This window comes from Streptomyces sp. NPDC054834 (genome assembly GCF_053611185.1).
Genome location: NZ_JBSGZV010000003.1, coordinates 202,869 through 229,069, shown reverse-complemented (window position 1 = coordinate 229,069; position 26,201 = coordinate 202,869). Strand labels below are relative to the sequence as shown.

Annotated in this window: 24 protein-coding genes and 1 pseudogene; 16 read left to right on the top strand and 9 right to left on the bottom strand. The window is 71.6% G+C overall.

From position 1 onward, the window contains the following. Nucleotides 1-265 precede the first annotated feature (265 nt). A complete protein-coding gene (locus tag ACWGJM_RS06010) occupies nucleotides 266-844 on the bottom strand; it encodes a TetR/AcrR family transcriptional regulator (RefSeq protein ID WP_453410446.1) in 579 nt (192 codons plus the stop codon). 220 nt (nucleotides 845-1,064) lie between these two features. On the opposite strand from ACWGJM_RS06010, the gene ACWGJM_RS06005 reads away from it, so the two are divergent. The 5 genes from ACWGJM_RS06005 to lexA all read left to right on the top strand — a co-directional run bounded on the left by ACWGJM_RS06005 (nucleotide 1,065) and on the right by lexA (nucleotide 6,668). Beyond that, entirely contained in the window at nucleotides 1,065-1,625 is a 561-nt protein-coding gene (locus tag ACWGJM_RS06005; RefSeq protein WP_453410445.1) for a (2Fe-2S)-binding protein, read from the top strand. Further along, nucleotides 1,622-2,614: an FAD binding domain-containing protein gene (locus ACWGJM_RS06000; RefSeq protein ID WP_453410444.1), complete on the top strand. Its 993-nt coding sequence runs from the start codon at nucleotides 1,622-1,624 to the stop codon at nucleotides 2,612-2,614. The genes ACWGJM_RS06005 and ACWGJM_RS06000 overlap by 4 nt, the downstream gene beginning before the upstream one ends. Then, complete coding sequence (locus tag ACWGJM_RS05995) at nucleotides 2,611-4,746, top strand: xanthine dehydrogenase family protein molybdopterin-binding subunit (RefSeq protein WP_453410443.1); 2,136 nt, start codon at nucleotides 2,611-2,613, stop codon at nucleotides 4,744-4,746. The genes ACWGJM_RS06000 and ACWGJM_RS05995 overlap by 4 nt, the downstream gene beginning before the upstream one ends. Continuing rightward, entirely contained in the window at nucleotides 4,739-5,899 is a 1,161-nt protein-coding gene (locus ACWGJM_RS05990) for an XdhC family protein (protein WP_453410442.1), read from the top strand. Before ACWGJM_RS05995 ends, ACWGJM_RS05990 begins: the two co-directional genes overlap by 8 nt. Nucleotides 5,900-5,996: 97 nt before the next feature. Then, nucleotides 5,997-6,668, top strand: a complete 672-nt coding sequence (gene lexA, locus ACWGJM_RS05985) for a transcriptional repressor LexA (protein WP_453410441.1) — start codon at nucleotides 5,997-5,999, stop codon at nucleotides 6,666-6,668. A 19-nt stretch (nucleotides 6,669-6,687) separates the two neighbouring features. Here the strand turns inward: lexA and ACWGJM_RS05980 are convergent, their stop codons facing one another. Beyond that, nucleotides 6,688-6,876, bottom strand: coding sequence for a hypothetical protein (locus ACWGJM_RS05980; RefSeq protein WP_453410440.1), 189 nt, complete (start codon nucleotides 6,874-6,876; stop codon nucleotides 6,688-6,690). A gap of 202 nt (nucleotides 6,877-7,078) precedes the next feature. On the opposite strand from ACWGJM_RS05980, the gene ACWGJM_RS05975 reads away from it, so the two are divergent. From ACWGJM_RS05975 to ACWGJM_RS05955, 5 genes and pseudogenes are all read left to right on the top strand, one after another. Beyond that, a complete protein-coding gene (locus ACWGJM_RS05975; protein ID WP_453410439.1) occupies nucleotides 7,079-8,227 on the top strand; it encodes a glutathione-independent formaldehyde dehydrogenase in 1,149 nt (382 codons plus the stop codon). Between the two features lie 126 nt (nucleotides 8,228-8,353). Next, a pseudogene (locus ACWGJM_RS05970) lies at nucleotides 8,354-8,511 on the top strand (MBL fold metallo-hydrolase); the annotation flags it as partial. 189 nt (nucleotides 8,512-8,700) lie between these two features. After that, a complete protein-coding gene (locus ACWGJM_RS05965) occupies nucleotides 8,701-9,246 on the top strand; it encodes an ABC transporter ATP-binding protein (RefSeq protein WP_453410661.1) in 546 nt (181 codons plus the stop codon). A 23-nt stretch (nucleotides 9,247-9,269) separates the two neighbouring features. Next, on the top strand, nucleotides 9,270-10,451 hold the full coding sequence (locus ACWGJM_RS05960) for an epoxide hydrolase family protein (RefSeq protein WP_453410438.1): 1,182 nt from the start codon (nucleotides 9,270-9,272) through the stop codon (nucleotides 10,449-10,451). 72 nt (nucleotides 10,452-10,523) lie between these two features. Continuing rightward, complete coding sequence (locus tag ACWGJM_RS05955; RefSeq protein WP_453410437.1) at nucleotides 10,524-11,267, top strand: class I SAM-dependent DNA methyltransferase; 744 nt, start codon at nucleotides 10,524-10,526, stop codon at nucleotides 11,265-11,267. Here ACWGJM_RS05955 and ACWGJM_RS05950 read toward each other — a convergent pair. Continuing rightward, entirely contained in the window at nucleotides 11,261-12,643 is a 1,383-nt protein-coding gene (locus tag ACWGJM_RS05950) for a glycoside hydrolase family 43 protein (RefSeq protein ID WP_453410436.1), read from the bottom strand. The genes ACWGJM_RS05955 and ACWGJM_RS05950 overlap by 7 nt on opposite strands. Nucleotides 12,644-12,856: 213 nt before the next feature. Between ACWGJM_RS05950 and ACWGJM_RS05945 the strand changes: the two genes are divergently transcribed. Both ACWGJM_RS05945 and ACWGJM_RS05940 read left to right on the top strand, forming a co-directional pair. Further along, nucleotides 12,857-15,751, top strand: a complete 2,895-nt coding sequence (locus ACWGJM_RS05945; protein WP_453410435.1) for an aminotransferase — start codon at nucleotides 12,857-12,859, stop codon at nucleotides 15,749-15,751. A 20-nt stretch (nucleotides 15,752-15,771) separates the two neighbouring features. After that, a complete protein-coding gene (locus tag ACWGJM_RS05940) occupies nucleotides 15,772-16,803 on the top strand; it encodes a LacI family DNA-binding transcriptional regulator (protein WP_453410434.1) in 1,032 nt (343 codons plus the stop codon). 59 nt (nucleotides 16,804-16,862) lie between these two features. Here the strand turns inward: ACWGJM_RS05940 and ACWGJM_RS05935 are convergent, their stop codons facing one another. Next, the gene (locus tag ACWGJM_RS05935; protein WP_453410433.1) at nucleotides 16,863-17,246 is read right to left on the bottom strand and encodes a hypothetical protein; all 384 of its coding nucleotides are present in this window, start codon (nucleotides 17,244-17,246) and stop codon (nucleotides 16,863-16,865) included. Between the two features lie 102 nt (nucleotides 17,247-17,348). On the opposite strand from ACWGJM_RS05935, the gene ACWGJM_RS05930 reads away from it, so the two are divergent. Continuing rightward, nucleotides 17,349-17,828 (top strand): MarR family winged helix-turn-helix transcriptional regulator, encoded by a 480-nt coding sequence (locus ACWGJM_RS05930; RefSeq protein WP_453410432.1) that lies wholly within the window; start codon nucleotides 17,349-17,351, stop codon nucleotides 17,826-17,828. Between the two features lie 288 nt (nucleotides 17,829-18,116). After that, nucleotides 18,117-18,539 carry a hypothetical protein gene (locus ACWGJM_RS05925; protein ID WP_453410431.1) on the top strand — a complete coding sequence of 141 codons (423 nt, stop codon included), beginning with the start codon at nucleotides 18,117-18,119 and terminating at the stop codon, nucleotides 18,537-18,539. Here ACWGJM_RS05925 and ACWGJM_RS05920 read toward each other — a convergent pair. Continuing rightward, nucleotides 18,518-19,297: a helix-turn-helix domain-containing protein gene (locus tag ACWGJM_RS05920; protein WP_453410430.1), complete on the bottom strand. Its 780-nt coding sequence runs from the start codon at nucleotides 19,295-19,297 to the stop codon at nucleotides 18,518-18,520. The two genes, ACWGJM_RS05925 and ACWGJM_RS05920, sit on opposite strands and share 22 nt — an antisense overlap. Nucleotides 19,298-19,383: 86 nt before the next feature. On the opposite strand from ACWGJM_RS05920, the gene ACWGJM_RS05915 reads away from it, so the two are divergent. Beyond that, the gene (locus tag ACWGJM_RS05915) at nucleotides 19,384-20,418 is read left to right on the top strand and encodes an LLM class flavin-dependent oxidoreductase (protein WP_453410429.1); all 1,035 of its coding nucleotides are present in this window, start codon (nucleotides 19,384-19,386) and stop codon (nucleotides 20,416-20,418) included. Here ACWGJM_RS05915 and ACWGJM_RS05910 read toward each other — a convergent pair. Further along, a complete protein-coding gene (locus ACWGJM_RS05910; RefSeq protein ID WP_453410428.1) occupies nucleotides 20,356-21,378 on the bottom strand; it encodes a helix-turn-helix transcriptional regulator in 1,023 nt (340 codons plus the stop codon). The two genes, ACWGJM_RS05915 and ACWGJM_RS05910, sit on opposite strands and share 63 nt — an antisense overlap. A 116-nt stretch (nucleotides 21,379-21,494) precedes the next feature. On the opposite strand from ACWGJM_RS05910, the gene ACWGJM_RS05905 reads away from it, so the two are divergent. Next, the gene (locus ACWGJM_RS05905; protein ID WP_453410427.1) at nucleotides 21,495-21,899 is read left to right on the top strand and encodes a VOC family protein; all 405 of its coding nucleotides are present in this window, start codon (nucleotides 21,495-21,497) and stop codon (nucleotides 21,897-21,899) included. Between the two features lie 10 nt (nucleotides 21,900-21,909). Here ACWGJM_RS05905 and ACWGJM_RS05900 read toward each other — a convergent pair whose 3' ends face one another. The 3 genes from ACWGJM_RS05900 to ACWGJM_RS05890 all read right to left on the bottom strand — a co-directional run bounded on the left by ACWGJM_RS05900 (nucleotide 21,910) and on the right by ACWGJM_RS05890 (nucleotide 26,053). After that, a complete protein-coding gene (locus ACWGJM_RS05900; protein WP_453410426.1) occupies nucleotides 21,910-23,292 on the bottom strand; it encodes a hypothetical protein in 1,383 nt (460 codons plus the stop codon). A gap of 55 nt (nucleotides 23,293-23,347) precedes the next feature. Continuing rightward, nucleotides 23,348-24,781: a cytochrome P450 gene (locus ACWGJM_RS05895; RefSeq protein WP_453410425.1), complete on the bottom strand. Its 1,434-nt coding sequence runs from the start codon at nucleotides 24,779-24,781 to the stop codon at nucleotides 23,348-23,350. A gap of 213 nt (nucleotides 24,782-24,994) precedes the next feature. Next, on the bottom strand, nucleotides 24,995-26,053 hold the full coding sequence (locus ACWGJM_RS05890; RefSeq protein ID WP_453410424.1) for a hypothetical protein: 1,059 nt from the start codon (nucleotides 26,051-26,053) through the stop codon (nucleotides 24,995-24,997). Nucleotides 26,054-26,201: the final 148 nt, after the last annotated feature.

The following is a 26,201-nucleotide window of genomic DNA, read 5'->3' as shown; positions in this document are numbered from 1 at the left end:
GACCGGCAGCGGGCTCTGGTTCCGCGACGAACTCACCGCGCCCGCCGGCGGCTCCGCCCCGTACGCGCACGGCTGGGCCGCCGTGTTCCCTCCGGACGGACCCGTACGGCACGCCCGCTTCGACGGGCCGGCTCCGCGGGGCGCGCGGCGTGCTGGTCGCGGACGCGTCCGTGCTCCCCGCTGTCCCGAGGCGAACCCGCAGCTGACCGTCATGGCGGCAGCCCGGGCGGTCACCCAGGCGCAGCTGGGATCGTGACCGCGGCGGTCACCGTCCCGGCGCTCCCACGCGCAGGCCGTCCATGACGAGGTCGAGGAGCCGGTTGGCGCGTGACTGCCAGTCGTCGGTGGAGTCGATCTGCCAGAGACCCGCGATGGCGAGGAGGAAGTCGTCCCCGGTCACTCCCGGGCGGATGGTGCCGGCCTTCTCGGCGGCACGGAGCAGGAGTCCGGCCGCGGCGGCCACCGCGGTGGGGGCCGGCTTGCCGGGACTTCCCGGCGCGCTGGTCGCCTGGCGGATCGCGTCGGCCAGGCCGGCCTTGGTCATCGCGAACTCGGCCAGCCGGTCCATCCACGCGCGCAGGGCCTGGTCGGGTGCCCGGTCCTGGAGCAACTCGGCCGCGCTGTCGGCGACCTGCCGCATCTCGTGGCGGTAGATCTCGAGGACGAGGGCCTCGCGGTTGGGGAAGTTGCGGTAGAACGTGCCCTGCCCGACGCCCGCCTTCCTGGCGATCACACTGAGCGGGGTGTCCGCGTTCCGCGTCAGCTCGGCCAGGGCGACCTCCAGGATGCGTTCGCGGTTGCGTTGCGCGTCCGAGCGCAGGGGCGCGTCCTTCTTCTGCTGCACCCGTCCTCCTCGAGGTTCGTGTCCGAACCCGGTCCTTGCTAAGCGGACAGCTGTCCGTTAGGTTCTCGTAGTAGCGGACAGCTGTCCGGTTCGGTCCACCATAGCCGTGGACGTGCCTTCGCTGAAGCGGCGGCGCCCTGTGCGACGCCATCCCTCCGACGTCCGATCCGTCCGGCTACCGGACGTCCTTCCTGTTCCGGAAAAGCGAAAGAAGCTGCTCATGGCCTCATCGACGTCCAGTGTCATCACCCTGAACGTCAACGGCGAGAAGCACACGCTACCCGTCGACCACCGCACCACCCTGCTCGACGCACTCCGCGAGCGGCTCGACCTGACGGGCACCAAGAAGGGCTGTGACCAGGGGCAGTGCGGCGCCTGCACCGTCCTGCTGGACGGCCGGCGAGCCGTGGCCTGCCTCCAGCTGGCGGTGGCGGCCGAGGGGCGCGAGATCACCACCATCGAGGGCGTGGCCGAGGGCGACCGGCTGCACCCGGTGCAGCAGGCCTTCCTCGATCTGGACGGCCTCCAGTGCGGGTACTGCACGCCCGGGCAGATATGTTCCGCGATCGGGGTGATCGAGGAACACGCGGCCGGCTGGCCGAGCGCCGTCACCGACGACCTCCGGCCCGAGTCCGGGCCGCCACCGCTGTCCGCCGAGGAGATCCGGGAGCGGATGAGCGGCAACCTGTGCCGCTGCGCCGCATACGTGTCGATCGTCGAGGCGGTCGCCCGGGCGGCGGCGGAGAAGGCGGCAGCGGAGCAGGGGGAGGTCGCGGCGTGAAGGAGTTCGGCTATCACAGGGCCTCCGACGTCGCCGGCGCGGTCGCGGTGCTCGGGACCGATCCCGACGCGCGCTTCCTGGGCGGGGGCACCAACCTCGTCGACCTGATGAAGGCCGGCGTCGAACGTCCCGCCCGGCTCGTCGACGTACGCGACCTTCCACTGGACCGCGTCGAGCCGACCGAAGCCGGCGGCCTGCGCATCGGTGCGACCGTCACCAACAGCGACCTGGCCTCCCACCCCGAAGTGCGCCGCCGCTACCCGGCGTTGGCGCAGGCGGTGCTGGCCGGCGCGTCCGGGCAGCTGCGCAACATGGCCACGGTCGGCGGGAACCTGCTTCAGCGCACCCGCTGCGGCTACTTCACCGACGTGACCAGGCCGTGCAACAAGCGTGTGCCCGGCAGCGGTTGCCCCGCCGTCGAGGGTGATCACCACAACCACGCGATCCTGGGCGCCACCGAACACTGCGTGGCCCTGCACCCCTCGGACATGGCCGTCGCCCTGACCGCCTTCGACGCGGTCGTCCACTACGAGACCGCCGACGGTCCGGGCGAGTCGCCGATCGGCGAGTTCTACCTGCCTGTGGGCGACACCCCGGACCGCGAGACCGCACTGCCGCCGGGCGCGCTGATCACCGGCGTCACGCTGCCGCCCGCCCCGGTCGCCGCCCGCTCGCGCTACCGCAAGGTGCGGGAACGCGCCTCGTACGCGTTCGCCATCGGCGCGGTGGCCGCCGCCCTCGACGTCCGCGACGGCATCGTCCAGGACGTCCGCCTGGCCTTCGGCGCGGTCGCCTCCCGTCCCTGGCGGGCCCTCGCGGCGGAAACGGTGCTGACCGGCGCGCCGGCCGACGCCGAGACCTTCGCGGCCGCGGCGACCGCCGAGCTGGCAGCCGCACGGCCCCTGCCGCACAACGGATACAAGGTGCCCCTGATGCACAACCTCGTGGTGGCCATGCTCACCGAACTCGCCGAGGAGACCACCCGATGACCACCGCCACGACCGGGACCAGGACTTCCAGGCCCTCCGTCGGTACCCCGCACGCGCGCGTGGAAGGCCGTGACAAGGTCACCGGAGCGGCCCGCTACGCCGCGGACATCCCCTTCGCCGAACTCGCCCACGGCTGGCTGGTGTTGTCCACGGTCGCCCGGGGGCGCATCCGCGCGATCGACACCGCCCCCGTTCTGGCCATGCCCGGTGTCCTCACCGTCCTCGACCACCGCAACGCCCCGCGGCTCGACACCGACTACGTCGGCTTGCTGGGCAAGCCGGACCCGACCTGCGCCGTCTTCCAGCACGACCGGGTGCCGCACCTGGGCTGGCCGGTGGCGCTCGTCGTCGCCGAAACGCCCGAGCAGGCCAGGGAGGCGGCCGAAACGCTCGTCGTGCACTACGAACAGCAGCCCCACGACATCGACTTCACCGGCGACCACCCGGACGCCTACCCCGTGGACGGCCACATGCCGGCGGTGACGGACAAGGGCGACCTCGAGGCCGAACTCGCCGCGTCCGCCGCTGTCGTGGACGTCGAGTACACCACCCCCGAAGAACACCACAATCCGATGGAACCGCACGCGGCGACGGCCCGCTGGGACGGCGGCCGGCTCGAGGTCGTCGATTCCAACCAGGGCGCCACCTGGGTCGTGGGCGAGCTGGCCAGCCTGTTCTCGCTCGACCCCGCCTCGGTACGCGTACGCTCCGAGCACGTCGGCGGCGGCTTCGGCAGCAAGGGCGTCCGCGTCCCCCAGGTGGCGGCCGTGATGGCCGCGACGGTTCTCCAGCGGCCGGTACGAGTCGTCCTGACCCGCCGTCAGATGTTCTCGCTGGCGGGCTATCGCAGCCCCACCACCCAGCGGATCAGGCTCGGCGCCGACGCCGACGGACGGCTGCGCGCACTGGAACACCGGTCGCAGAGCCTCACCTCCACCGTGCACGAATTCGTCGAGCCCAGCGCCGGGGTGGCCCGGGTGATGTACGACGCCGACGCCCACCACACGGCCAACCGCGTCGTACGGCTCGACGTGCCGACCCCGACCTGGATGCGCGCGCCGGGCGAGGCGCCGGGGTCGTTCGCCCTGGAGGCCGCGCTCGACGAACTCGCCGAGAAGTGCGGCATCGACCCGATCGAGCTGCGGCTGCGCAACGAACCCGAGCGGGGACCGGTCTCCGGCCTCCCGTTCGCCGGCCGCAATCTGCGCGCCTGCTTCCGCGAGGGCGCCCGCAGGTTCGGCTGGGCGGACCGCGACCCCCGTCCCGGGCTGCGCCGCGACGGGCGCTGGCTCCTCGGCACGGGCACGGCCGCGGCGTCCTTCCCGGCCGGGGCGGCACCGTCCACGGCGACGGTGACCGCCCGGGACGACGGCACCTTCACCGTGCGGATCGCCGCGGCCGACATCGGCACCGGCGCCCGGACCGCGCTCACCCTGGTCGCCGCGGACGCGCTGGGCGTGACACCGGACCGGGTCGAGGTGCGCATCGGAGACAGCGCCTTCGGCCCCGCGATGATCGCCGGCGGTTCCATGGGCACCCGCTCCTGGGCCTGGGCCGTCACGGCGGCGGCCGGCGAACTGCGCGAGCGGCTCGCCCTGGGCGCCGGCATTCCGCCGGAGGGCATCACGGTGCGGTCGGACACCACCGCCGCCATCGGAGCCCTCGCCCAGAAGGAACGCCACTCCTTCGGAGCGCAGTTCGCCGAGGTGGCCGTCGACGTCGCCACCGGCGAAGTGCGTGTACGGCGCATGCTCGGCATCTTCGCGGCGGGCCGGATCATCAACCCGCTCACCGCACGCGGCCAGTTCCTGGGCGGCATGGCCTGGGGCATCTCCATGGCCCTGCACGAGGAAGCGGTCCGCGACCGGGCCTCGGGCGGCCATGTGAGCCCCGACCTCGCGGGCTATCACGTGGCCACGAACGCCGACGTACCGCTCATCGAGGCGGACTGGGTGGCGGACCCCGACCCGGACGACCCGGTGGGGATCAAGGGCATCGGGGAGGTCGGCATCGTGGGCGCCGCCGCGGCCATCGCCAACGCGGTCTGGCACGCCACCGGCGTACGGCACCGCAGCCTGCCCATCCGGCCCAGCCGCGTGCTGCCGGCCGCCGGCGGAGCGCTGGATGCTTGACATCGCCGAGGAGCTGAACCGGTGGCTCGCCGAGGGCCGCGAGTTCGCCGTCGCCAGCGTCGTGGCCGTCGGAGGCAGCGCGCCCCGCGGCCCCGGCGCCGCGCTCGCCGTGGACAGCGCGGGCACCGTCGTCGGCTCCGTATCCGGTGGCTGTGTGGAAGGCGCGGTGTACGACCTGTGCGTCCAGTCCCTCAGCACCGGCGAGAGCGTCACCGAACGGTTCGGCTACAGCGACGAGGACGCCTTCGCCGTGGGACTGACCTGCGGCGGGACCATCGACGTCCTGATCACCCCGGTCGGCGCGCACTCGGCCGCCAGGGCCGTCCTCGGGTCGGCACTGACAGCCGCCGTACGAGACGAGCCGACCGCCCTCGCCCGGGTCGCCCGCGGTCCGGAGGAGCTCCTGGGCAGGGCTCTGCTGGTGCGTCCCGACGGCACGTACGAGGGCGGTCTCGGCGGCCACGAGAACCTGGACCGCACGGCGGAGGGGGCAGCCCGGGCCATGCTGGAGACCGGGCGCACCGGCACCGTCGACCTCGCGGCGGACGGTTCGTACTGTCCCGGCGGGCTCACGCTGCTGGTCGAATCGAACGTGCCGCCGCCTCGGATGATCGTCTTCGGGGCGATCGACTTCGCCGCGGCGCTGGTCCGCGCGGGGAAGTTCCTCGGCTACCACGTGACCGTCTGCGACGCCCGGCCCGTCTTCGCCACACAGGCCCGGTTCCCCGAGGCCGACGAGATCGTCGTCGACTGGCCGCACCGCTATCTGCGGCGGACCACGACCGACGGCCGTACGGTGCTGTGCGTGCTCACCCACGACGCGAAGTTCGACGTGCCCCTGCTGGAGACGGCACTGGGGATGCCGGTCGCGTTCGTCGGCGCGATGGGCTCGCGCCGCACCCACGAGGAACGCAACCGCCGCCTGCGCGAAGTCGGCGTGAGCGAGCGGCAGTTGGCGCGACTGAGGTCCCCGATCGGCCTGGACCTCGGCGCCCGCACACCGGAGGAGACCGCCCTGTCCATCGTCGCGGAGATCATCGCGGCCCGGCGCGGAGGAACGGGGGCCCCGCTCACCGGATCCAGGACGCCGATCCACCGTGACCGGGGGAGCGGAGCGACGCGGACACCGGCGGTGCACGCGCGATCACGATGAGTGTACGAAAGCGACGCGCCGTCGAAACAGTGTTCCATTCAGGGGGTGTGGCGGGTTAAGGTCACGCTCTGAGAGATCTTGTGCGGAGGTGCCCGGTATGGAGAACAGTGAGCCCGCGCGCCGGGGGCGGCCGCCGGGCACCCGGTCCGCCGAGGGTGAGCTCACCCCCCGCCAGCAGGACATCGTCCGTTTCATCACCGACACCGTCCAGCGGCAGGGCTACCCGCCGTCCATGCGTGAGATCGGTCAGGCCGTCCGTCTCGCCAGCACATCCTCCGTCGCGCACCAGCTGATGACCCTGGAGCGCAAAGGTGTCCTGTACCGCGATCCGCACCGGCCGCGGGCCTACCGCGTACGGGTCTCCGCGGCCCCGGAAACGGGCGCTCCGACCGAGCCGCCCGTGGAAGTGCCGCTGGTCGGACGCATCGCCGCCGGCGCGCCGCTGCTCGCCGAGGAGATGGTCGAGGACGTCTACACGCTGCCGCGCCAGCTGGTGGGCGAAGGCGAGTTCTTCGCGCTGACGGTGTCCGGCGACAGCATGATCGACGCGGCGATCTGCGACGGGGACATCGTCACCGTGCGGCGCCAGGACAGCGCCGATCACGGCGACATCGTCGCCGCCCTCCTCGAGGACGAGGCCACGGTCAAGGTGCTGCGTCGCCAGGAGGGGCAGGTCTGGCTCATGCCCCGCAACCCCGCCTACGATCCGATCCCCGGCGACCAGGTGCAGATCCTCGGCAAGGTCGTGAGCGTGATGCGCGCGCTGTGAGTGCGGTGCGCCGGACCGCTCAGTGACCGGCTCCGTCGTCCGGCTGGATGTCGGCGAACTCCCACCAGGCGAGCGGCAGCCAGTCTCCGTCGACGAAGCCGTCGACGGACCCCCCGGTGCCCCGTATGGCCACTCGGGTGCCCTCTGGGTAGGTGGTCCCGGACAGGCCGGTGACTGCTACGAGCAGTGTTCCGAGACGTCGCGACAAAATGATCAATCCTTCCGGACCGGAGCAGAACCGGACTCTGCGTCCTCTGGGTGCAAATCGTCTCATCATGTACCAGCCTGGTATATGAGCCACAGCACAGAAGACCGATGGATTTCGCGGGCTGCTGCTGGAAGGGCAGTGGGCCCTCGGCATCGTCTTCCTCACTGTGACCGCGCCTTACGTCCAGTGGAGGTGCTTGAGGATGAGGGCTGTCGTGTACAAGGGACCGTTCGAGGTAGCGGTCGAGCAAGTGGAGGATCCCAGGATTCAGCACCCGAACGACGCGCTCGTACGTGTCACGTCGACCGCCATCTGCGGTTCCGACCTGCACATGTATGAGGGCCGCACCGCCGCGGAGCCGGGGATCGTCTTCGGTCACGAGAACCTCGGGGTCATCGAGGAAACCGGCGACGGAGTCACCGCGCTCAGCCGCGGGGACCGGGTCGTCATGCCCTTCAACGTGGCCTGCGGATTCTGCAAGAACTGCACGGCCGGTTTCACGGGCTTCTGTCTGACGGTGAACCCGGGTTTCGCCGGCGGTGCCTACGGCTACGTCGCGATGGGCCCCTACGTGGGAGGACAGGCGGAGTACGTACGGGTGCCGTACGCCGATTTCAACTGCCTGAAGCTCCCCGAGGGCAATGAGCAGGAGACCGACTTCGTTCTTCTCGCCGATATCTTCCCGACCGGATATCACGGCAACGAGCTGGCCGACGTCCGCCCAGGTGAGAGTGTCGCGGTGTACGGCGGTGGCCCGGTCGGACTGATGGCTGCCTATTCCGCGATGCTGCGCGGCGCGAGCAGGGTGTTCGTGGTCGACCGGGTGGCGGAGCGGCTCCAGAAGGCCGAGGAGATCGGCGCCATTCCGATCAACTTCACCGAGGGCAACCCGGCGCAGCAGATCAAGGAGCAGATGGGAGGCCAAGGCACGGACAAGGGCATCGACGCCGTCGGCTACCAGGCCCAGGCCGCGGGGGAGAAGGGCGGAGACCGCGAGGAACCTGCGACCGTACTGAACTCGCTCGTCGAGACGGTCCGGGCGACGGGCGCGCTCGGCGTGCCCGGCCTGTACGTCCCGCGCGACCCCGGCGGACCGGACGAGCAGGCCAAGCAGGGCATGCTCGTGGTGTCCATCGGGCGCCTCTTCGAGAAGGGGCTGCGCATGGGCACTGGTCAGTGCAACGTCAAGCGCTACAACCGCCAGCTGCGCGACATGATCATCGAGGGTCGTGCGCGGCCGAGCTTCGTCGTTTCGCACGAGCTGCCGCTCGACCAGGCGCCGGCGGCGTACGAGAAGTTCGACAAGCGGGTCGAGGGTTACACCAAGGTCGTCCTCCATCCGCAGGCGTAAGAACGTCGTCCGGCAGACGACAACCGGAGACCGCCCGGCGGGCGCTCCGGAGAGAAATACCCCCGGGGTATCTGTGTTGGCGTGCAGATACCCCGGGGGCTTATCTCGCGCTGAAGGGAGCGCCAGGTGTACTTCGTCGACACCATCGAGACGGCAGGGATGTCGGGAATCGCGGCTATCTCGCCGGCGGCGAGCGAACGGCGGTGGTCGTCGGCCCACCCCGGGACATCGACCGGGTGATCGCGGCGGCGGCCCGGCGCGGTGTGCGGACAGGGCATGTCGTCGGGGGGCGCAGGGAGCGAGACGTGTCCTCGGCGCCGACGACCCCGCCCAGTTCCCCCGCCCGTACGTGAAGTTCTCCCGCCAGCCCGAACGCCCCGCCGATGTACCCGCCGTGCTCGCCGAGGCCCACCGCATCGCGATGACGCACCCACGCGGACCCGCCTTCGTCTCCGTCCCCGAGGACGACTGGGATCAGCCGGCCGTCCCCGTGGCACCCCGCACACTGCACGCCGGCACTGACGGTCCGCGACAACGTGCCCCTGCCGCTGCGCCGCCGGGGCCTTCGCCGCGCCGCCCGCCGCGCCGCGGCCGAGGACATCCTGGACCGCGTCGGCCTCACCGGCACCGCCGACCGCCATCCCTGGCAGCTCTCCGGCGGCATGCAGCAACGCGTCGCGATCGCCCGCGCGCTGATCGGCCGCCCGTCCCTGCTCCTGATGGACGAGCCGTTCGGCTCCCTCGACGCCCAGACCCGCGAGCACCTGGAAGACCTCCTGGTGCAGGTGCACCACAGCGACGGCGCGACGATCGTCCTCGTCACCCACGACATCGACGAGAGTGTCTACGTCGGCGATCGCGTCGTCGTCCTGTCCCCGGCACCGGCCGCCCACATCGTCCTCGACCAGCCGATCGACCTCCCCGACCCGCGCGAGCAGCTCACGACCCGAGGATCACCCGGGTTCGTCGGCCTCCGGTCGAAGATCGGCCAGGCGGTCCGCACCCCGGCCGCTTCGTGAGCCCGGCCCCTAGGATGGGCCTCATGCCGGATCTGCCGCCCCGAACCGAACCGTTCACGCCGCGGACCGACCCCGCGGCACTCGAGGACCTCCGTTCGCGGCTGCGCGCGACGCGCTGGCCGGACGAGCCCGAGGACGCGGGGTGGGCGCTCGGCACCGACCTCGCCTACCTCCGCGAGCTCGTCGCCTACTGGGCGGACGGGTTCGACTGGCCGGCGCGGGAGGCGGAGCTCGCCCGGCTGCCCCACTTCCGCGTTCCGCTGGGCGGCCTCGGGATCCACTTCGTGCACGTTCGGGCCGCCGCGCCGGCCGGGCCCGCCCTGCCGCTGGTTCTCAGTCACGGCTGGCCGGACTCGTTCTGGCGCTACTCGAAGGTCGTCCCGCTGCTCACCGACCCGGGCGCGCACGGCGCCGACCCCGCCGACGCGTTCGACGTGGTCGTCCCCGACATGCCGGGCTACGGCTACTCCGACCGCCCCACCGGCCCGGCCCTGGACTCCATCGCCGTCGCCGGTCTGTGGGCCGAGCTCATGGCGGTCCTCGGCTACGACCGGTTCGGCGCGGCCGGCGGGGACATCGGCAGCCACGTGAGCCGCTACCTCGGGCTCGACCACCCCGACCGGGTCGTGGCCGTCCACCGCACCGACGGGGGACTGCCGGTCTTCAGTGGCGCCCCGGAGGAACTCACGCCCGAGGAACGCGCCTGGATCGACGGTGCCGCGGCCTGGGGCGCGACCGAGGGGGCCTATGCCGCCATGCACCGTACGAAGCCCCAGACCGCCGCCGTCGGACTCACCGACTCCCCGGCGGGTCTGGCCGCGTGGATCGTCGAGAAGCTCCGGGCGTGGAGCGACTGCGACGGCGACATCGAACGGAGCTTCACGAAGGACGAGATCCTCACGAACGTCATGCTGTACTGGCTCACGGGGACGATCGGCTCGTCGATGCGCATGTACCGCGCGAACGCCGCGATCCCGCCCGCGCAGCTCGCCCGCCGGGTCGAGGTGCCGTCCGGCTTCTCGCTCTTCCCCGGTGACATCGTCCGCCCGCCGAGGGCGTGGCTCGAGCGCACGACGAACGTCGTCCGCGTGACCGAACCCCTGCGCGGCGGCCACTTCGCGGCGTTCGAGGAGCCCGAACTGTACGCGGAGGAACTGCGCGCGTTCTTCCGCCCCTACCGCACGGCGGCGACGACGGGCCGATAGCGCCCCGCACCGGCCCGCCCGGGGCGTAATCCCTTGGCGGAGCGGGGAGTTGGTGTGCCAGCCTGATGCGCCATGGAACAGGATGTGTGGACCGAGCAGGTGGCCCGGAGGTACGACGAGTCGTCCGCGTACATGTTCGCGCCGGAGGTGCTGGAGCCCGCGGTCGAGTTCCTGGCGCGCCGCGCGGAGGGCGGGCCGGTGCTGGAGTTCGCGGTCGGTACGGGCCGGGTCGCGTTGCCCCTGCGGGAGCGGGGTGTGGCCGTCAGCGGGATCGAGTTGTCGGAGCCCATGGTGCGGGAGCTGCGCCACAAGCCCGGCGGGGACGGCATGCCGGTGACGCAGGGGGACATGGCCCGGGTGCGGGTGCCGGGCGACTTCAGCCTCGTCTACCTGGTCTACAACACGATCAGCAACCTGCTGACCCAGGACGAGCAGGTCGCCTGCTTCCGCAATGCCGCCCGCCATCTGCGTCCCGGCGGCCGGTTCGTCATCGAGGTCGGTGTGCCCGACCTGCAACGGCTGCCGCCGGGGGAGAGCGCCCGGCCCTTCCACATCGGTGAGCACCACGTCGGCTTCGACACCTACGACCTGGTGAACCAGCGCCTGGTCTCCCACCACTACCGCCTCACCGACGGGCGGGCCGTGGTCACCCGCTCCCACCACCGCTTCGTGTGGCCCTCCGAGCTGGACCTGATGGCCCGTCTCGCGGACCTCGAACTCCGCGAGCGATGGGCCGACTGGAACGAGGCCCCGTTCACGGCGGACAGCCGGGCGCACGTCTCCGTATGGCAGAAGCCTTACGACGTGGGTCAGTAGCCCACACGGAACGTCGCGTCCTGCTGTTCGGTGGCCGTGGATACCGGGTCGATGCGCAGGGCGTAGTCGTAGTGGCGGATGTAGCGGGTCGGGTTGTTGTAGGAGCGGAAGGACGACCAGCTCGCGTCGGCCAGGCCCGCCGTCCGGTAGAAGGTGGCGTCCGCCGCGAACGCCGACGTGCCGTCGTTCACGTCGAGTTGCAGTTGGTAGTTGTAGTGCCGCAGACAGCGGGTCGGGTAGTTGACCGACTGGAAGGAGACACCGGAGCTGTCCGCGAGGCCGGGGACGAGTTTCCACTGTGAGTCGGTGTACGGGTCGAAGGGGTACTCGTCGATACGGCCCACGAAGTTGGAGTGGCGGACGTAACGGGCTGGGTAGTTGTAGGACTTCAGCCGGTTCCAGGCGGGGGCGCCCCACTTCGCGACGAGGTTGTCGTACTGGGTGGTGGTGATCGTTGTGATGCCGCAGTGCTTGGAGTTGACCGGCTGGGTGTAGGTCTTCTGGTCCAGTGCCGTCCAGGTGCCCGCCGAGAGGTCGGTGGACTGCCAGGCGTAGAAGACGCCGTTCGGGGTGTAGGTGTCACCCCACAGGTACCAGGTGCCGGACGTCAGGGACTTGACGAGTGCCGGGGCCTCGGTGCCGCCGTGGGCGGCCGGGGTGCTGAAGACGGTGAAGCTGCCCGGGTCCAGCGAGGTGGAGCGGGCGCCGACGAGGGTCTGGTCCTTCTTGAAGTAGAGGTAGTTGGCGCCGCCCACGCCGACGGCCATGTCGCCGTCGATGACGTCGTAGCCGGGGTCGAAGAAGACCTGGGGAGCGGAGACGGTGACGAAGTCGGTCGTGTAGTTGACCATGATGACGTTGTGACCGCTGCTGTTGACGGCGGAGTAGATGAGCGCGTACTGGCCGCGGTCGGCGTCCCAGAACGCCTCCGGCGCCCAGCAGTGCGTGTCCATGTCGTGCAGCTTCAGCCGGTGGTAGCCAGTGAAGGTGCGCAGGTCGGTCGAGTTCCACACGTGCACGTACTGGCTGACATAGCTCCAGTCGGTGCCCTTGAGGTCGGTGGCGAGGACGACGAAGGTGCCGTCCTGTTTGCGCAGGATGAACGGGTCGCGCAGCCCGAGCGCCCCCTCGGTGGGGGTGACCACGGGGTTGTTCTGGTTGAGCGGTGTCCAGTTCAGCGAGTCCTTGCTGACGGCGAGATGAAGGCCGTAGTCGGTGCCGGTGCCGTTCGGGGACTCGGTGAAGTAGCCCATGACGTATGCCGAGTCGGCGGCGTGGGCGGTGCCGACGCCCAGGGTCAGCGCGCCGGTCACGGCCAGGGGAGCGGCGGCGGCTGTGCGGAGGACGAGTCGACGGCTGGGGAGGGGGCGGCTCATGCGTACTCCAGTGGTCGATGACGATCGATATATCGAACGTAGTTCGGGGAGGCGATCAGAAAGTAGGGCGTGGCCATGTGCGCGTCAATCACTCCGCCCATGCTTTGTGATTTCTGTGGGGCGGAGGGTGTGGGCAGGGGGCCGTTGACAGGTGTCAGCCGTCGAACCTACGGTTGCCGGAACGTTCCGGCAACCCAGAAGTGGAGCAACTCGATGCCGCCCGTGCCCCACTTCGACGAGGAGGAGCTGTCGGCCGCGCTCGCCGAGCGCTACACGGTGACGGGGACCTTGCACGACCTCGGCAGCCAGCAGGACCGCAACTACCGGGTGCGTACGCGGACCGGGGACTACGTCCTGAAGATCGCGAACCCCGCCGAGGACCACGAGGCACTGCGCGTCCAGTGCGCCGCACTGCGCCACTTGGCGGCCACCGCACCGGGGTTGCCGCTGCCCCGCGTCCACCCCGGGCTCGACGGCGACGTCGTGCAGAGCATCGCCATGGGGGGAACGGAACTCGCCTGCCGCCTGCTGGACTTCGTACCGGGCGAGCCGATCATGGACAGCCGCTACCTGGCACCACCCGTCGTCGCCCGCCTCGGTGAGCTCGCCGGACGCATCGCGGCGGGACTCGCCGGCTTTGCGGCCGTGGAGCGGAAGCGGCCCCGCCTGTGGGATCTGCGCGACGCGGCAACCGTGCTCGAGACGCTGGCCCCCCACCTGCCCGACCAGGACCGCGCCCAGCGGGTCCTGCGCGCCGCCCGGGCCGCCGCCGCCCGGGTGGAGCCGTACGCGGACCGGCTGCGGGTGCAGACGATCCACGGTGACGTCACCGACAACAACGTCGTCTGCGAGACGACGCCCGAAGGCCGTCGCATGCCGGCCGGAGTGATCGACTTCGGGGATCTCGGGCCCGGCTGGACGGTGGCCGAACTGGCGGTCGCCTGCACCTCCGTCCTGCACCACCACGGGGCCGGACCGGCCTCGGTACTGCCCGCCGTCCGTGCCTTCCACGCCGTGCGGCCCCTCACGGACGACGAAGCCGACGCCCTGTGGCCCCTGATCGTGCTGCGGGCGTCCCTCCTGGTGGTGAGCGGGCAGTACGACAACCTTCAGGACCCCGGCAACGGTTACGTCTCGGACGCGCTGGACCGCGAGTGGGCGATGTTCGAGGCGGCGGTGTCGGTCCCCGCCGAGGTGATGACGGCGCAGGTGCGGGACGCGCTCGGCCGCCCGGCGCCGATGCCCCTGCCCGCAGCGGAACACCGGCTGCTGCCCGCGCTGCCGGAGGAGGTACCCGTACTCGATCTCGGGGTGCTCAGCGACGAGTTGCACTCGGGTCGCTGGCTCGATCCCGGCGCCGAAACCGCGTCGGCCGCCGGCCGGGAGGCCACCCGCACCCGGCACGGCGAGTTCCGCCTGACGCGGAGCACACCCGACGCCACCGAGGCCGCCGCGACCTGCGCCCTGGGCGTCGACCTCCACCTCGCCGGCCCCCTGGAGGTCCGCGCGCCCTGGGCCGGAACGGTCACCCGGCACGGCGAGGCCGGGCTGACCCTGCACGCGGACGGGTTCGACCTGCTGCTCGACGGCATCCACGCCGGTGCCGGACCGGGCCCGGTCCCCGCCGGGCACCCGCTCGGCACGGTGACCGCTCACGACGGACGTCATGTGCTCACCGTCCAGCTGTCCCGGCCGGCACCCGGCACCGGAGTCCGGCCGCCCCGGTTCACCACGCCCGACCTCGCCGCCGGATGGCTGGCGGTGTGCCCGGACCCGACCGCGCTGCTGGGCGTATCCGACGAAGCGGCCTCCGGGCGGGACGACGGCGAGGCCGGGCTGCTCCGGCGACGCGAGAGTTCCTTCGCCACCGTCCAGGAGCACTACTTCGAGGCGCCGCCCCGGATCGAACGCGGCTGGCGGCACCACCTCCTGGACCTGCACGGCCGCGCCTACCTCGACATGCTCAACAACGTGACCGTCCTCGGCCACGGACACCCCGCCCTGAGCGACGCCGTGCACCGGCAGTGGCAACGGCTGAACACCAACTCCCGCTTCCACTACGCCTCGGTGGTGGAACTGTCCGAACGGCTCACCGCGCTGCTCCCCGACGAGCTGGACACCGTGTTCCTCGTCAACAGCGGCTCCGAGGCGGTGGACCTCGCGCTCCGGCTGGCCTGGGCGACGACCGGACGGCAGGACGTGGTAGCGGTCGAAGAGGCCTACCACGGCTGGACGTACGCCTCCGACGCGGTCTCCACCTCGATCGCCGACAACCCGAACGCCCTGACCTCGCGCCCGCCGTGGGTGCACACGGTCGACGCCCCCAACTCCTACCGGGGCCGCCACCGCGCGGAGCAGGCCCGGCGGTACGGTCCCGAAGCGGCCGCGCGGATCCGTGAACTGGCCGACGAGGGACACCCGCCCGCGGCCTTCATCTGCGAGCCGTACTACGGGAACGCGGGCGGTCTGGCCCTCCCGGACGGCTATCTGCACACCGTGTACGAGTCCGTGCGCGCCGTCGGCGGACTGTGTATCGCCGACGAGGTGCAGGTCGGCTACGGCAGGCTCGGCTCGCACTTCTGGGGATTCGAGCAGCAGGGCGTGGTGCCCGACATCGTCACCGTGGCCAAGGCGATGGGCAACGGGCATCCGCTCGGCGCGGTGATCACCCGCCGTGAGATCGCCGACGCATACCGCACCCAGGGCTACTTCTTCTCCTCCGCGGGAGGAAGCCCGGTCAGTTCGGTGGTCGGCCTGACCGTGCTGGACGCGCTGCGCGACGAGGATCTCCAGGCCAACGCCCGTGAGGTCGGAGGGTACTTGAAGGACCGGCTCGAGGTACTGGCCGAGCGGCATCCGCTGATCGGCGCGGTGCACGGCTCCGGGCTCTACCTGGGCGTCGAGTTCGTACGGGACCGGGAGAGCCTGGAGCCCGCCACCGAGGAGACGGCCGCGATCTGCGACCGGCTGAGGGAACTGGGCGTGATCGTCCAGCCCACCTCGGACCGCCAGTGCGTACTGAAGATCAAGCCGCCGATGTGCCTGACCCGGAGCAGCGCGGACGTCTTCGTCGCGGCCCTGGACGACGTACTGACGCACGGCTGGTGACCCGCGACTCGCCTGGCATCATGCGCATGCCCTCCCGCCCCGGTACTCCGCCGCCCACCATCGCCGACGTGGCCCGCGCGGCCGCGGTCTCCAAGACGACGGCCTCGGACGCGCTGCGTGGGCACGGCCGGGTGGCGGAACCCACCCGGGCGGCGGTCCTGGAAGCGGCCCGCCGGCTGGGCTACGCGCCCAACCGCAGCGCCCGCACCCTGCGCACGTCGGTCACGGACGCGCTCGCGCTGTACTTTCCCGAGTTCCTGACCAGCGCCGAGTACTACATGTCGTTCGTCTTCGGAGTGGTGGAGCAGGCGGCCCGAGCCGGTCTGAACGTCACCCTGCTGTCCTCCGGGAACCTGCCGAAGGGCGGGGCGATGCCCCAGGTCGACGGGCTGGTGCTGTGCGATCCGGCGCCCGAGGACCCGGTGGTCCGGCGGCTCATGGACTCCGGGCTGCCGGTCGTCACCGCCGAGCGGTACGTCGGGGACAAGGAGCCGACCGGGGTCGTCTGGACCGACCACGAGGCGTCGATGACCGAACTGCTGGACCACCTCCGCGACAGCGGAGCCCGCCGTCCGGCCTTCATCGCCCCCGGCGCCTCCTCCGACTGGTCCCGCACCCTCCAGCGGGCCCACGCCCGCTGGTGCGCCGGCAACGGTCTGCCGGCGATCGTGCGGAAGACGCCCTACGAAGCCGGCCGGGACCAGGTCCGCTACGTCGTACGGAACCTGCTCGCGGAGGAACCCGGGATCGACGCCCTCGTGTGCGCCCCCGACGGTGCCGCCGCCGCATGCCTGCCCGAACTCCGCGCGGCGGGCCGCACCGTCGGCGCGGACCTGCTGCTGGCGTCGTGCGTGGACTGCACGGCGATGCGGACGGCGGAGCCGCCGATCACGGCGATCGACCTCCGGCCACGGGACATGGGAGCCCAGAGCGCCCGTCTGCTGTGCGAGCTCCTGTCCGGCGAAGCTCCCGAGGGAACGGTGCGCACCCTGCCCGTCGTCCTCAACGTCCGGGCGTCGACCCGACGACGCAGCCCACCGCTCGCCCCCTGAGCGCGGCCGCGGCCTCGACGACACGCCGACATGGTGCCGGATCGGACCGGGGCCTGCCGTCAGGCGACCTGACCCCCGACTCCTGAGCGCCCTTCCGGGACGGCCGGCAGACCGACCGTCACCTGCTCGCGGACCTCTTCGCCGAGCACGCCGGCCACCGCTTCGGTGATCGACGCGATCAGCTGCGCGGGTGCGTCCGGCACCTTCGGGTGCCGGTAGGCCGCCTCGCGCAGGCTCAGCGTGATGCTCGGGGCGGCCTGGTCGGACGGTGCCCCGCCGATGCCGCGCCGGTGCGGGGGGATGCCGATGAGATCGACTGCGACCAGGCGCCTGAACTGCTCGCCGTAGACGGAGCCGACCGCATCCGCGAGCCCACGGATCAGGCCCTCTTCCACCTTCCGGTCGAGGACGGACTCGCTGATGTGCACGGTGAAGTGAGGCATGGTGGAATCTCCGTTCGTGCCCGCGGTGCCGGGCAGCCGACGTCTGATGTCTTTGCGAGCAAAACACCTTTGCTGACAAAGGTAAATACTGAGAGGTGCAGGATGGCCGGATCCGTGCGGCGCGAGGCCGAGGCGGGTGATGTGGACGCCGCGGTGCGCGAGCTGCTGTTGCTCATGCCTCGGATGGCGAGCCGGGTGAAGCGCATTCCCGTGCCCGAGGTGCTGCGGTCGCAGTCCTTGGCGCCCCGTCACCTCTCGTTGCTCTCGTGCCTGTTGTTCGACGGGCCCATGACCGTCAACGAACTGGCCGCGCGTCTGGAGGTGGCGCCCACCACGGTCAGCCTCATGGTCGGGGACCTGAGCGGGAAGGGCATTCTGGACCGGCGTGAGGACCTGGCCGATCGGCGACGCCGGATCGTGGCCATCGCCCCCGACCAGCACGACGCGATCTCGGCCTGGCTCGCCCCCGGCGCCGCCGCCTGGCGCCGCGTGCTCACACCGCTGGCGCCGGCACAGCGGCGCCTCTTCGTCGAGACGCTGCGCGCCTACGAGGCCGCGGTGGAGGAGGAACGCGAGCGCTGAAATATGCCGAAGGGGAACGCTGCCTCAGTGGCTCGAGGTGAGCCACGGCTCCGGATCGTTGCAGTAACCGCCAAGTGGCCCTGAGCAAGGGCGAGTCCGCGCTGATCACGGCCGAGGGCGACCGGCCCGGCCTGACCGTCGCGGCCGTACCCCCGAACGGTGAGGGGCCCCGCTGGGGGCTGCCCGTCACCTGAGCGTGGCCGGGCCCATTCCCCGCGGGGAATTGTCGGGCTCCGCCGTGTGCCGCAGGATCTGGTCGCAAGTGACCTGACCGGCAAGGAGATTCACGTGATCGACATCGATCCGCAGCACTTGGCCGACCGCTACACAGCACAGTGGAACCTGCCGGAGGCCACCGAACGCCGCGCGGCCATCGAGCTGCTGTGGGCCGAGGACGGCACCCACATCCTCCAGCCGCCCACGGAGATACGGCAGATCGCCGCGGAACTCGGCTTCGACCACACGACGCTGGAGGCTCGGGGGCACGACGCCATCGAGACCCGGGTGACGCGAAGCCACGAGCGTTTCGTCGAGAAGCAGGGATTCACATTCCGGGCGTGCGCCGGCGCGGTACGCCTCCACGGCGTGGTCAGGTTCGGCTGGGAGGCCGTGTCCGCCGAAACCGGAGACGTGGTGAGCGGTGGTTCGGAGATCGTCGTGCTCGACGAGACCGGACGGATCAAGACCGACTACATGTTCCCCGGGGCCTGACTCCCAGCGGCCGAGGCCAGTGGCCCGGCGGCCGCCGAGAGAGCCTCGGCCGTCGCCGGGTCGGCCGGCAGGAACGCCTCCAGTTTCAGCTCCGCGAGTGTGACGTCGACAGCGGTGGCGAAGGTCGTCACCGTCGTCATCAGGCTCAGCTCACCGTACGAGGACCGCAGACGGAGCGGTACCGCGAAACCGAGTTGCCCGGCGGACGGCTCCAACTCGGGAACGTACGAGGTGAGTTCGGCGCGCAACTCCGCCAGGTGGCCGAGACGTGCCAGGATGTGGCGCGCCCATTCGGCGAGGTTGTGGATGCGGGGAGCCAGGCCGTCCGGGTGCAGCGCGAGGCGGTAGACGTTCGTGCCCGGGCCCAGCAGCTCGGGGGCCACGTCTTCGGTGATCACGTCGAGCGCGGTGTTCGCCGCGATCAGATCACCGCGCCGGTCCACGACCAGCGCCGGATACGGCAGATGCCCGCGCAGGATGTTGTCGATCGCCGTGCGCACGGGCGCCAGCACCGGGTCGTCGAGCGAACTCTCGGGGTAGGCGGGCGCGTACCCGGCGGCCAGCAGCAGTTCGTTGCGCTCCCGCAACGGCAGTTCCAGCGACTCGGCAAGCCGCACGACCATGTTCCGGCCGGGGGCGGACCTGCCGGATTCGATGAAGCTGAGGTGCCGCTGGGTGGTGCCCGCCCGCAGCGCCAGGTCGAGCTGGCTGAGATGACGGCGGGTACGGCGTTCGCGAAGCGCACGAGGGAAGTCCACGGGCCTGTTGTAACGGTCCGGGCGGCTTCCGGGCCATTCCCCCCAGGGAATTGTCGCTACCCGCGGCGGTGATGAACATCGGCGGCATGGACATCGGTGTACTGCTTCCGACCGGAACCGCCCAGTGGGGCGCGGCCGACGACCCCCGCACCCTCATCGGCTTCGGCCGCCGGGCCGAACACCTGGGCTTCGCCTCCCTCTTCGTCAACGACTCACTGATCAGCCCGCGCATCGAAGCCCTTACGATGCTGGCCGCGCTCGCCCCGGCGACCGAGACCGTGCCCCTGGGAACGGCCGCACTGATGCCGTTCCTGCGCCGGCCGGTCCAGGCCGCGCAGTCACTGGCGTCGATCGACCTGTTGTCCGCCGGCCGGCTCACCGTGACCGTCGGCGCCGGCTTCCCCGGCCGCTTCGGACGGCCTCTCTACACCCTGTCCGAGGTGCCGTGGGAGCGGCGCTTCGCCCGCCTGGACGAGACCGTCGCCCTGTGGCGGGCCCTGTGGGAAGGCGCCGGCTCCTTCCACGGCGAGATCCTCCGTTTCGACGACATCCCACCCACGACCAGGCCCTCCCGAACCGGCGGCCCGCCCATCTGGCTCGGCGGCGCGACCCCGGCGGCGCTGGCCCGCACCGGTCGGCTGTACGACGGATGGCTGCCTTACCCGCCCGACCCCGCCGACTACGCCTCCGGGCTCCGCGACATCCGTACGGCGGCGGCCGGCGCCGGACGCGCGGCCGAGGACATCACCCCCGCGCTGTTCGTGTCGGTGCGGATCGACGACGACGTCGAGAGCGGCCGCGGGCCATTGGACGAGTATGCGCGGGCCACATACGGCATGCCCCTGGAGGAGCTGGAGAAGATCCAGGCTGTCGTCACCGGCTCGGCCGACCAGGTACTCGAGGGTCTGCGACGGTACGCCGCCGCCGGCGCCCGGCACGTCGTCGCCCGCCTCGGCGCCCTGGGCCTGTCCGCCCAGCGCGACCAGCTCGAACGTCTGGCAGACCTGATCCCGGCCGTACGGGCTGCGGGAAGCCGGAAAGACGCGAGCGTGCAACCATCAGTCGTGCGGAGCGGCGAACCGGGCGAGTCGTTGCGCCAACTCCTGAACAAGGACGCGTAGTTCGGTGGGCCTCTGCACCACGAACGGGCAGTCGAGCCCGGCGATCAGAGGCGGGATCCAGTCCAGCCGCTCGGCGCGGAGCCGGACACGGAACCACGTCTCGTGCCGAGCCGGCTCGTCCGGGTCCCGGAAGCGCACGGGGGCGGCCGCGGCCGGCCGGACTTCGTCGACGAGTGCGATGCCTTCGGGGAACTTCGACCGGATGTGCTCCAGCGTGCCCTGCACGAGGATCTCGACGTCGTGTGTCCATGGCGTCTCGGCGAGCGTGGCCAGCGTGTGCGACGCGGCATCGAAGTTCTCGGGCCGGTCGAAGGAGCCCGGCAGCACGCGCGGGTGAGCGGCCCGGTCCACCCGGAAGGTCCGTACGTCTCCCGTTTCGGCATCCGCGCCGGTGACGTACCAGCGGCCCGAGTGGGCCACGAGACCGTAGGGGTGGATGACCCGGTGACTGACCCTGCCACCACGGCTGCGGTACTCCATCGACACCGGGTGCCGGCCTGCGGTGGCTTCGGCGAGCGTGAGCAGGACACGCCCACCTGGACCGTCGGCGCCGCGGTCGGCGGACGCCGTGAACCGTGTCGAGGCCAGCAGCGCGTCCAGCCGTCGGCCCAGCGGTTCGGGCAGCACCCTGCGCAGCTTCGCGGCGGCGGTGCCGGCGGCGGCGTCGGACGTCGGGGCCGGCCCCGCCCGGTGCGCCGTGATCAGACCGAGCACGGTGGCCAGCGCCTCGTCCTCCGTGAGCATCAGCGGGGGCATCCGGTACCCGCGTGCCAGCCGGTAGCCGCCGTAGCGACCGCGCACCGACTCGACGGGCACATCGAGGTCGACCAGGTGATCGACGTACCGGCGGACCGTGCGCGCGTCCACGCCCAGCCGCCCGGCGAGGTGGGCGACCGTATGGACGCCTCCCGCCTGAAGAATCTCGAGGAGGGCGAGCACACGCGCGGTGGGACGAGTCATGTGGCCAAGTCTCTCCCGGATACCGGGCGGATCCTGTCCTGTATCCGTCCTACGGTCTGCACAAGACGCGGCACAGTACCGCGCCACAGTCCCGCGACACGTCCAAGGAGTCCGCCATGCAGTTCGCTTCGATCCGCATCATCACCGACAACGTCGACCGCATGGTCGAGTTCTACGAGAGGGTGACGGGCCAGACCGCGAAGCGCTTCACCGACGACTTCGCCGAGTTCCGCACCGCCGCCGGAACCCTCGCCCTCGCGAGCGTCCGCACGGTGCGGGCGCTCGGCGCGCGGGTGCCGCGACCGGCCGCCAACGAGAGCGTGATCATCGAGTTCCTCGTCGACGACGTGGACCGCGAGTACGACAGGCTCCGCCCGTTCGGCATCGAGTTCGTGAACGAGCCCACGACCCAGCCCTGGGGCAACCGTTCCCTGCTGTTCAGGGACCCCGACGGCAACCTGGTCAACTTCTTCGCACCGGTCAGCCCCGAGGCCGTGCAGCGCCTCCTGGGCGCGGAGTGACGACGGCGGTCTACGCGGGTACCCCCGCCCTGTCGAGGAGCCGGTGCATGTCCTCGACAGGGAGGCCGGGATTGCCGGCGGCGGCACCGACCGGGTCCGGACCGGCCAGCAGTTCACGCAGCCGCGCCAGGGGGAGCCGCGGATCCCGGGCGGCCGGCCCCATCGTCTCCGGCTCGCGGCTGAGCCGGTCCAGGAATTCCGGAGTCAGCGCGGGATCGCGCAGCACCAGCCGACGACGTTCGGGATCCGCGGAGTCGGCGAAGCGGGCCGCCAGCCCCGCCGAGGGAAACCGAGGGTTGGCGATGAGCATCATCACGGCACGGTGACCGCCGTTGAGGTACAGGTCGAGCAGCAGCTCCGGCGGCGGTTCGGGATGGAACTCGCACAGCAGCAGCCGCACGGCGAAGTCCTCGTCCCGCGCCAGCAGTTCCACCATGTCCGGCGGCAGTCCGGGACACACGGCGGCGCTGCGCCGCAGCCAGAGGTGTGCCGAGGTCGCGCACCGCCGCAGGACGTCGGCGTCCTCGCGGGCGTTCCACACCCATTCCAGGGGGTGCAGGCGTGCTTCGGGCTCCACGGTGTAGTCGATGGCCGCACGTTCCCGCTCGGTCAGTTCCGCCCGGGCGGACACCACCAGCCGTACGTGCGGATCCGGGTGGACGGCCAGCCGCCGGACCAGGTCCGCGGGAAGGCTGGGGTTGGCGGCGACGGCCGACGGGCGTTCGTCCGCGGCGACGAGACGCTCGGCGAGGTCCCGGCCGAGCCGCCCGGTTCGCAGCACGTCGGCCACCCGCCAGGAGTCGCCGAGATTCTCCACGAGCCATGCGGTCCGGTCCGCGTCCTCGTGGCAGACGCGCAGTGCGGCAGCCTGCCGTACGCCCACATCCTCGTCCTGGAGCAGCGCCTGTCGCACGGATTCGGGGAACTGGTCCCACGCTCGGCAGGACGCCCGGCGGAAGACACGGTCCGCATGGTCCGCCAGGCCGGCCAGGACGTGGGCGGGTGTGGCGGGCGCGACCGCGGCCTCATGGCGGATGCGCTCATCCGGATGAGTGAGCAGCCGCTCGTACGCCCAGTCGGGCATCGGTTCCACCCGGACCCGGTACGGCGAAGGGCCCATGGCGAGCGCAAGGCTGACCTTCCGGACCGGGTCATCGACGAGCCGGGCGCGCTGGGCGGGATCGGCGTTCCAGCTGTCGGCGAAATCGACCCGCAGTTCCGGGTCGGGGTCCGCCAGGATCGCCTCGACCACCTCCGGCGGCAGATCCTTGCGCTGGGTGACATTCCTCCTGACGTACCGGTCGCCGTGTTTCAGGAGCCGCAGCAGCACACTGCTCGGGGCAGCCCCGTTCCACGACAACGCCATGAGCGCGTCTTCATACTGATCAGTCATCCTGCCCCCCAGTGATCAAAGACCGCGCCCGCCGGCGGCCGGTCGCTCCGGACGGTCAGCCGCCCGTGCGGATCAGCCCCGTCAGGTACCGCCACAGCGACGACCGCCGCTTGGCGGCCTGGTCCGGGACGGGCGTCCCGGCCGGTTCGACCGCCTCGGTGTCACCGGCGTCCTCGGCGTCCGGTGTCCGCGACGCGGGGGACACCGTGGGGGCGGCGAGTTCGTACCGGACGGGCAGGGAGCGCAGGCCCCGCATGAACGGGGAGGACCGCCACGGGAGTTGGTCGACGGGGAGGGCGAGTTCCAGGTGGGCGAAGCGCTCGAACAGGCGGCTCACGCCCGCCGCGGCGATCGTGGAGGCCAGCTCGCGGGCCGGGCACTGGCGCGGGCCCGCGCCCCAGGACAGGTGCGCCCGGCTGCTGATCGTGGAGCCCGGGGTCATCTGGCCGGCGAAGAGCGGGTCGGCGTGGGCGGCGGAGGAGGAGACCCAGACCGGGTCACCGGCGCGGACGGTGTACTCGCCGAGCCGGGTGTCCTGGGCCGCGAACCGCGGCACGAAGTTGACCAGCGGCGGCTTGCGCATGACCACCCGGTTCATCGTCTCCCGCACCATCCCGGCGGACAGCACGGTCCGTACGCCGCCGTCGACCTCGCCGGAGATCACCTCGACGACGGTGTTGGAGATGAGGATTCCGACGTGGTCGGAGGTCATGCCGAGCAGCATGAACAGCTCGCGGGCCAGTTCGTCGACGGACAGGTCGGGATGGGCGGCCAGCAGGAGGGAGGGGAAGTCGTCGCCCGGCTCGCGGATCTTGGCGGCGGCGAGTTCGGCGAGCGTCTCCAGGAGTCGCCCGAGGGCGGGTTCCGCGTCCGGGCCGGCATCCAGGACCCGCCACATGTCCATCAGCGCGTCATCACCCTGGGCGCCGGGGAAGCCGAGGAGATGACTCGCCGCCATCAGCGGCAGGGGCCGTGAGAACTGTGCCGACAGGTCGGCGTGGCCGGTGCCGCCGCCCTGGCCGAGCAGGGTGATGAGCTCGTCGGCGTAAGACGTGACGGCCGCGCGGAGCCGCTTGGCCTGCGGCCGGCGCGGGTCCTGGAACGGCCGCAGGGCCGCGTCCCACGCAGTGCGCAGCGTGCGGTAGCCGGAACCGCCCTGGATGAGGACGTGGTTGACCTCCAGGGAAGGGGCCAGCGGCCAGTCCGCGGGCACCCGGCCCTCCGTGCGGGCCCGCCAGTTCTCCAGCCCCTTCGGCCAGCCCTGGTCGTCCTGAAGCACCTGGAGCGCCTCGCGGTAGCCGAGCACCAGCCACGCCGGCACGCCCAGCAGATCGACGGGTGCGACCGGCCCGTGCCGCTCGCGCAACCGCTCGTACACCAGCGCCGGGCGCGTCTCGTAGTCCCGCGTCAGCAACGGCTGCGGGTCGAGGTCCTCCAGGCGTGCGCCACCGAGCTCCGTCGGTCCTCCGTCGACCAGGTGCGATTCCATCGTGCTTGCAGCCCTCCGACGCTCCCCGCAACGGCCCGTCACCGGTGAATGGTTGAGGGCCGGGGGGTGACCCTACCTCAGGGGGACCGTCTGATCCATGACGGGGTACCGACGAGTAGCATCAGTCATGGGGCCAAGAAGGCTGTCCGACGCCGGGACCGCCGGACGATCCGGGCCGGGCGCGACCGCGGCCGCTGACATCAGCCGCCGACGTCAGCCACGCATGCGTTCCTCGGCGGCGGACACGACCTCCTGGCGCCGGCGGTGGCGCTGCTCGTATTCCTGTACCCGACGGGCCTGGTCGACCGGAACGTCGCGCATCCGCATGGTGATCTCGTCGGGGTCCATGGTGTCGTAGCCGGCCCACGGCTGCTCGCCGCGCAGCTGCTCGATGGCGTCCAGGACTCCCTTCCGGCGGGCGTGCGTACGCTCGTAGGCTTCGATCAGCGTCAGGTCCGACTGGGACAGCGTGCCCAGCCGCCGATGGATCTGATCCGTGCTGAGCTGGCTGAACCCGTGGATCGGCAGGTCCTCCTCGCTCCGCACCGCGCCCAGGACCTCCTCGGGACTGGGGCTGGGCCGGGACCTCTGCCGCACCGCGCCCTCGGCGACACCCCTGGCCTTGCGGACGCCACTGTGCAGCACGTCACCGGCCTGGACGATGGCGGTCCGCACCGTCCGGACCGCCGCGTCGGCCAGACCGCCGTCGCCACTCGCGCCCGGCCCGAAGCCGGCGGCGGACTCCGCCACGGCACGGGCGTGCTCGGCGAGGCTCTCCTCCAGTTCCAGCAGCAGTTCCTCGTCCTGACGCCGCAGCGACGCGAGCAACCGGGCGGTCGTCTCGTCGTCCACGTGCTCGGCGAGCACCTCTCCGGCCCGGCACGTCGCCAGCGCCCGCGCGGCAGCCGAGTACTCGCTCTCCGCGTTCCGCAGCAGCCGTCGTGCGTCGGCGGGGCGCCTGCCGGGCAGCATGCCCTTGACGGCCGCCGCCCCGATGTTCAGCGGCAGCATCGCGGTGCGCACCGCGCCGTGCGAGACGTAGCGCGTCATACTCGCCGCCGCGCCCACGAGCCCGTGCGGTTGCAGATCGCGCACCTGACGCTGGATGCGCTGTACACCGACCTGGACCTCGGCGGCCTGTCGTTCGAGCGTCTCCCGGTGAGGGCCCGCCGGCGTGACCGTCGCATCGGCCCGGAGCCGGTCGAGGACCGCGGCGTGAGCCTGGCGCGCATCCTCCAGCGCCGGTACGAGCTCCTCCGTCATCACTGCCATACGAGGCTCCCTCGGGGAACAGGGTGGGCGGGCAACCGGCACCATCCTGCGGCAGCCAGGCCAAGATCGCCTGCTGGGCCGACGCCCGGTATTGCTGCACTGATCCGTCCGGGTGAAGCCGCATGGTTGCTGGAAATCCGCTGAATCT